This window comes from Streptomyces sp. BR123 (genome assembly GCF_013401435.1).
Taxonomy (GTDB): Bacteria; Actinomycetota; Actinomycetes; order Streptomycetales; family Streptomycetaceae; genus Streptomyces.
On the sequence record NZ_JACBGN010000346.1, the window covers coordinates 1 to 6,959 of the forward strand.

The 6,959-nt window shown below is 71.7% G+C and carries 4 protein-coding genes and 1 pseudogene; 1 reads left to right on the forward strand and 4 read right to left on the reverse strand.

What is annotated here, in order from left to right:
* Positions 1-161 precede the first annotated feature (161 nt).
* Entirely contained in the window at positions 162-1,937 is a 1,776-nt protein-coding gene (gene argS / locus HYE82_RS32135) for an arginine--tRNA ligase (RefSeq protein ID WP_179177733.1), read from the reverse strand.
* 218 nt (positions 1,938-2,155) lie between these two features.
* On the opposite strand from argS, the gene lysS reads away from it, so the two are divergent.
* Complete coding sequence (gene lysS, locus HYE82_RS32140; RefSeq protein ID WP_179177734.1) at positions 2,156-3,880, forward strand: lysine--tRNA ligase; 1,725 nt, start codon at positions 2,156-2,158, stop codon at positions 3,878-3,880.
* Positions 3,881-4,016: 136 nt separating this feature from the next.
* Here lysS and HYE82_RS32145 read toward each other — a convergent pair whose 3' ends face one another.
* From HYE82_RS32145 to HYE82_RS32155, 3 genes and pseudogenes are all read right to left on the reverse strand, one after another.
* Positions 4,017-5,609, reverse strand: coding sequence for a DUF2637 domain-containing protein (locus HYE82_RS32145; protein WP_179177735.1), 1,593 nt, complete (start codon positions 5,607-5,609; stop codon positions 4,017-4,019).
* A 125-nt stretch (positions 5,610-5,734) separates the two neighbouring features.
* On the reverse strand, positions 5,735-6,514 hold the full coding sequence (locus tag HYE82_RS32150; RefSeq protein ID WP_179177736.1) for a DUF3558 family protein: 780 nt from the start codon (positions 6,512-6,514) through the stop codon (positions 5,735-5,737).
* 128 nt (positions 6,515-6,642) lie between these two features.
* Positions 6,643-6,959: pseudogene (locus HYE82_RS32155) on the reverse strand (DUF3558 domain-containing protein); the annotation flags it as partial.

Sequence of the window (6,959 nt, forward strand, 5' to 3'; positions counted from 1 at the left end):
AGCCCCCCCAGCCCCGGGCCTCAGGCCTGAAGCCCGGAGCCCGGAGCCCGGAGCGCAGAATGCCCCCGCCCCCGTCGGCAGCAGCTGCCGACGGGGGCGGGGGCATGTGAAACCGGGAGCGCCGGGAGCGCCGGGAGCGCCGGGCCGGAGCGCCGGGAGCGTCAGAGGCGCTCGGGCGTCCGGATGCCCAGCAGGGACATGCCCTTGCTCAGCGTCCGGGCGGTCAGCTCGACCAGGAAGAGGCGGTTCTCCATCTGCTCCGGGGTCTCGGCCTTCAGGACCGGGCACTGGTCGTAGAACGCGGTGAGGTGCGAGGCCAGCTGGTACAGGTACGCGGCCAGCTTGTGCGGGGCGTACTCGGCGGCGGCGTCCGCGATGAGCTCGCCGAAGCCGTCCAGGTGCAGGCCCAGCGCCCGCTCGGCCGCGGCCAGCGGGAGCTCCGGGTGGGCGGCCGGCTCGGCGTCGCCGGACTTCCGCAGGATCGACTGGATACGGGCGTACGCGTACTGGAGGTACACGGACGTGTCGCCGTTCAGCGACACCATCTGGTCCAGGTCGAACTTGTAGTCGCGGGCGGCGGACGTGGACAGGTCGGCGTACTTCACCGCGCCGATACCCACGTACTGGCCGTTCTCGACGATCTCCTGCTCGGTCAGGCCGACCTTCTCCGCCTTCTCGCGGACGACGGCCGTGGCCCGCTCGACGGCCTCGTCGAGGAGGTCCACCAGCCGCACCGTCTCGCCCTCACGGGTCTTGAACGGCTTGCCGTCGGCGCCCAGCACCGTGCCGAAAGCCAGCTGGTAGGCGTGGGTGTCCTCGTTCAGCCAGCCGGCCCGGCGGGCGGTCTCGAAGACCATCTTGAAGTGCAGCGACTGGCGGGCGTCCACCACGTACACGAGGTTGTTCGCCTTCAGGTTGCCCACGCGGTCGCGGATCGCCGAGAGGTCGGTGGCCGCGTAGCCGAAACCGCCGTCGGACTTCTGGACGATCAGCGGGGTCGGATTGCCGTCCGGACCCTTGTACTCGTCGAAGAACACGCACAGCGCGCCCTCCGAGCGGACCGCGACGCCGGACTCCTCCAGCAGCCGGCAGGTCTCCACCAGCATGTCGTTGTAGCCGGACTCGCCGACGATGTCCGCGTCCTGGATGTCCATGTCCAGCTTGTTGAAGACCGAGTAGAAGTAGATCTTCGACTCGTCCACGAACCGCTGCCACAGTGCGAGGGTCTGCTCGTCCCCGGCCTGGAGGTCGACCACCCGGGCCCGGGCGCGGGTCTTGAACTCCTCGTCGGAGTCGAACAGCGCGCGCGAGGCCTTGTACAGGCGGTTGAGGTTGGACATGGCCTCCTCGCCCGCCCCCTCGACGCCCGACTCGGCGGCCTTGTGGTCCAGCTCGTGCGGGTGCTCGATGAGGTACTGGATGAGCATGCCGAACTGGGTGCCCCAGTCGCCGATGTGGTGGCGGCGGACCACCTGCTCGCCCGTGAACTCCAGGATCTCGACCATCGCGGCACCGATCACCGCGGACCGCAGGTGGCCGACGTGCATCTCCTTGGCCACGTTCGGCTGCGCGTAGTCGATGACCGTGGTGCCGGCGTTCTCGTTGACCGGGACGCCCAGCCGGGCGTCCGCGGCGCGCGCCGCCAGCGTCTCGACGATCGCCCGGTCGGAGACGGTGATGTTGAGGAAGCCGGGGCCGGAGACCTCGATGTCCTCGATGACCCCGCCCTTGTCCAGGCCGCCGACCACGGTGGCCGCCAGCTCGCGCGGGTTGGTCTTCGCCTTCTTCGCGAGCGCCAGGATGCCGTTGGCCTGGAAGTCCGCCCGGTCGCTTCGTCGCAGCAGCGGGTCGGCCGCACCGGCCTCCGGCAGGGCGGAGGCGAGGGCGTCGGCGACGCGCTGATGGACGGAGGAAGCGAGGGAAAGGACCGAGGCCATGAGCTGCCGTTCCTGTGAGGTGTGCGGGGTGCGTGCACTTGGGTGTTCCGACGAGTGCCGAGTATCCCATGTGCCCGCGTCTCATTTCCCGGGATAACCCGGGCGACGGCTGCACCCGGCGAGGCACCCCGAAAGGCGTCCCCGAAAAGCAACCCCGAACCGCCCGCTTCCGTCTGGGAGAATGGCTGAAGCCAGCATTCGAGATAGAAGGACGTGTCGTGGCTCAGAGCAGCACCGAGACCGACTGGGTCTCCCGTTTCGCGGACGAGGTCATCGCCGAGGCGGAGCGCCGAGCACCCGGCAAACCTGTCGTCGTCGCGTCCGGACTCTCCCCCTCCGGCCCGATCCACCTCGGCAACCTCCGCGAGGTCATGACCCCGCACCTCGTCGCCGACGAGATCCGCCGCCGCGGTTTCGAGGTCCGCCACGTCCTGTCCTGGGACGACTACGACCGCTACCGCAAGGTGCCCAAGGGCATCCCCGGCGTGACCGAGGAGTCCCACGCGCAGCACATCGGCCGCCCGCTGACCTCGGTGCCCGCCCCGGCCGGCTCCGCGTACCCGAACTGGGCCGAGCACTTCAAGGCCGCCATGGTCGAGGCCCTGGCCGAGCTGGGCGTCGAGTACGACCCGATCAGCCAGACCGAGCAGTACACCTCCGGCGCCTACCGCGATCAGGTGCTGTTCGCGATGAAGCACCGCGGCGACATCGACGCGATCCTCGCCCAGTACCGCACCAAGCCCAAGGCGGCGAAGAAGTCGCAGAAGCCGGTCGACGAAGCCGAGCTGGAGGCCGCCGAGGGCTCCGGCGCCGCGGCCGAGGACGACGGCAGCGCCGAGGGTGCGGAGTACTTCCCGTACAAGCCGTACTGCGGCGAGTGCGGCAAGGACTTCACGAAGGTCACCTCGTACGACGACGAGACGACCGAGCTGACCTACGTCTGCACCGAGGACGAGTTCACCGAGACGGTCAAGCTCAGCGAGTTCAACCGCGGCAAGCTCGTCTGGAAGGTCGACTGGCCGATGCGCTGGGCGTTCGAGGGGGTCGTCTTCGAGCCCTCCGGCGTCGACCACTCCTCGCCCGGCTCCTCCTTCCAGGTCGGCGGCCAGGTCGTGGGCATCTTCGGTGGCGAGCAGCCGATCGGCCCGATGTACGCGTTCGTCGGCATCAGCGGCATGGCGAAGATGTCCTCCAGCAAGGGCGGCGTCCCGACGCCGGCCGACGCGCTCCAGATCATGGAGCCGCAGCTGCTGCGCTGGCTGTACGCCCGCCGCAGGCCCAACCAGAGCTTCAAGATCGCCTTCGACCAGGAGATCCAGCGGCTCTACGACGAGTGGGACAAGCTGGAGGCCAAGGTCGCCGACGGCTCCGTGCTGCCCGCCGACGCCGCCGCGCACAGCCGTGCCGTCCGCGTCGCCTCGCACGAGCTGCCGCGCACCCCGCGCCCGATGCCGTACCGGACCCTGGCGTCCGTCGTCGACGTCACCGCCGGCCACGACGAGCAGACCCTGCGGATCCTCTCCGACCTGGACCCGGCCAACCCGCTGACCTCGCTCGACGAGGTCCGCCCGCGCCTGGACCGCGCCGAGAACTGGATCACCACCCAGGTCCCGGCCGACCAGCGCACCCTGGTCCGCGAGGAGCCCGACACCGAGCTGCTGGCCTCCCTGGACGACGAGGGCCGCCGCTCGCTGGAGCTGCTGCTCGAAGGCTTGGACTCGCACTGGTCCCTGGACGGCCTGACCACCCTGGTCTACGGCGTTCCGAAGGTCATGGCCGGTCTCGACCCCGAGGCCAAGCCGACCCCGGAGCTGAAGGTGGCCCAGCGCCAGTTCTTCGCCCTGCTCTACCGCCTCCTGGTCACCCGGGAGACCGGCCCGCGCCTGCCCACGCTGCTGCTGGCGGTCGGCGCGGACCGGGTGCGGAGGCTCGTCGCCGCCTGACCCGCCGGTCCCGGCGGCCAGGCCGTACGAGGCCAGGCCGTACGAGGCCGTACGCGAAGGGGCCGCACCCCGGCACGGGGTGCGGCCCCTTCCGCATGCACCGCCCTGCCGGACCGGCAGGGCGGGAGGACCGGCCTCAGGCGATGTGCTCGTTCTCCAGGTCGCGCTGGTAGCGCTGCTTCAGCTCCGGAACAAGGCGGCGGAGGATGGACGCGCCGCGCGGGTGCCCGATCCCGAGGCGGTCGGCGAGGTGTGCTTCGACCTGCTCCGGCTCCGGGAACCCGTTCTTCTCCTCGGTGAGCGCGCGGAAGACCTCGTACGCGGCCTCCTCGAACTTCACCTCGTCAATGGCCTCCGCCTCCGCGTCCTGCCCGGCCTCCGCCCCGTTCACCGAGGGGGTCGGGAACAGGGCGTCCTGGGCGTCCGGGGTGTCCTGAACCGCGGTCTGCGCCTGGGCGTCCAGGGCCCGCTGGGCGGCCCGGGCCTGCCGCTGGACGTCGAGCGCCTGCTGGGCCGCCAGCGCCTGCTGGCCGTCCAGCACCTGCTGGACGGCCGCTGCCTGCCCGCCCTCCGGCAGCTCGGGGCCGGCCGGGGCCATCACCGGGATGGGCTCCAGGCCCTCCACGTACTGGGGGTTGTAGCCGCCCTCATACGCCGCCTGCGGGGCCTTCGGCCCGGCGAACCAGGCGCTGTCGTGGGCCGCGGGCATGGCGGTCGGGTCCACCGCGAACGCCGCGTGGGCGTGCAGCTTCGCCATCGGGATCTGCGCCGCGTCGCCCACCGGGACCTGGCCGCCCGGCGCCTGGACCGCGACCCGGTCCGGCGCCTGCTCCGCTACCTGGCCCGGTGCGGGCCCCGGCGCCTGTGCCGGGACCGTCTGCGGCCGGTCCCCCGCCTGCGCCCGGCCCGGGCCGTGCGCGGCCGACTCCTGCGCCGGCTCCTGCGCCCGGCCCTGCGCCTGCCCGTGCACGGGCGCGGTCGCCTCGGCCGCCGCCAGGGCCGGTGCCCGCGTCCCCGCGGCCACCGGCGGCAGCAGCACCGGGTCGATGCCCGCCGCCGCCAGCCCCTCCGGGGCCGTCTGCGACAGCGGTACGCCGATCCGGGCCAGCCGCAGCGGCATCAGCGCCTCCACCGGCGCCTTGCGCCGCCAGGCCCGGCCGTACCGGGCCTGGAGCCGCGCCTGGTAGATCAGCCGGTCCTGCTCCATGCCGACCGCCTGCTCGTACGAGCGCAGCTCCCACAGCTTCATCCGGCGCCACAGCTTGAAGGTGGGGACGGGCGAGAGCAGCCAGCGGGTCATGCGGACGCCCTCCATGTGCCGGTCCGCGGTGATGTCCGCGATCCGGCCCACGGCGTGCCGCGCCGCCTCGACGGTGACCACGAACAGGATCGGGATCACGGCGTGCATGCCCACGCCCAGCGGGTCCGGCCAGGCCGCAGCGCCGTTGAACGCGATCGTCGCCGCGGTCAGCAGCCAGGCCGTCTGCCGCAGCAGCGGGAAGGGGATCCGGATCCACGTCAGCAGCAGGTCCAGCGCCAGCAGCACGCAGATGCCCGCGTCGATGCCGATCGGGAACACCAGCGAGAAGCTGCCGAACCCCTTCTTCAGCGCGAGCTCCCGCACTGCGGCGTACGAGCCCGCGAAGCCGATGCCCGCGATGACGACGGCTCCCGCGACCACGACGCCGATGAGTATCCGGTGCGTTCGAGTCAGCTGCATCGCGGCCACCCGCGATCCCCTCCCCTTGTCGAGCTACGGCAGGCACAGCGTACGGCCGACTGTACGGATGACTGAATGTCAGCCCCCATGAAATCCCGCCGATCCCTGCGGATCTCCCGCGAATGGGCCGATGCCTACTGGGCCGACGGGGAAGCCTGCTGGTCAGGCTGCTTCGGCTGCTCGCCGGCGGAGCCGACGGAGCCGACGGCCTCCTTGGCCGCGGCGATCGCGTTCTCGAGCAGCTTGGCGTGATCCGGTGCCCCGGCGCCCTCGTACGCGGCACCGTTGTAGTCGAGGGTGACGACCACGTTCTGGGTGCGGGCGACGATCGTGGTGTTGAAGAACTCCACGTCCTTCTTCACGCCGAAGATCACGGAGGTGGCCTGGTCGCCGACGCCGCCGGCCTGCTCGGTCTTCACGTCGTGCGCGCCCTCGGTGGCCTTGGCGGCCTCGATCTGCTTGGTGTACTGCTCCTCGGCGCGCTTGTTCGCGCTGCCGAGCGAGGCGTGCGATTCGTAGCGGACGAGGGAGACCGACAGCCAGCGGTACTGCGAGCCCTTCAGGCCGTCCTCGTCGAGGCCGTTCCAGGAGCAGCTGGCGCGGGTGGTCAGGTCGTTCGACTTGGTGGCCGTGCCGTTCTTGTCCTTGGCCTCGGGGACCAGGGAGTCGACGGTCTTCGCCTGAACGGTCTTGCAGGGTTCGGGCAGCGTCGCGAACGCCGCCTTCTCCAGGGGCGTCGACGGCTTGCCGCTCGGCTTGGCGGCGGCCGAGGCGGAGGACTTGTCCTTGCTGCTGTCGGAGCCCTTGCCCTTGCCCTTGTCCGAGTCGGAGGAGCATCCGGCGGCGGCGAGGATCACCGGTATGACGGCTGCGCAGGCGAGCACGCGGGTGAGGCGCGAAGCTGATCGGTGCATGGTTCCTTCAGTACGTTGTGGGCGCGTTGTGGTGGACGCGGTGCGGGCGCGGGACCCGAGCAACGGTAGCCCGATCCGGAGGACGCCTGCTGTGCGCGCGGTCACCCCGGGGGCGGCCGCGGCCGCGTTCAGTCGTTGAACCGCTCGACGAGGGCGGCGGCCAACTGCCGTGCCTTGTCCTGGGTTTCGGGGCTGGAGGGGATCGTGCCGGGCAGCGCGGGCTGCACGCTGTACTCGACGGTGACGATGACGTTCGCGGTGCGCAGGACGATCCGCACGGTCCGCGCCTGGACGGCGCTGGCGCCGGCCGGGCTCAGCTTGTCCTCGATGAAGGCCTCGGTGCCGAGCCCTTCGAGGACGCGGGAGCCGAGCTCGGGCGCGGGCGTGGCGCCGGCGCTGCTGCCGGGTGACGGGGCGCCGGAGGCGGCCGGGGGCTGGGCGGCGG

Excerpts from the sequence above, each read along its gene's own strand:
- argS (WP_179177733.1), bottom strand. The coding sequence starts at position 1,937 with ATGGCCTCGGTCCTTTCCCTCGCTTCCTCCGTCCATCAGCGCGTCGCC.
- HYE82_RS32150 (WP_179177736.1), bottom strand. The coding sequence starts at position 6,514 with ATGCACCGATCAGCTTCGCGCCTCACCCGCGTGCTCGCCTGCGCAGCC.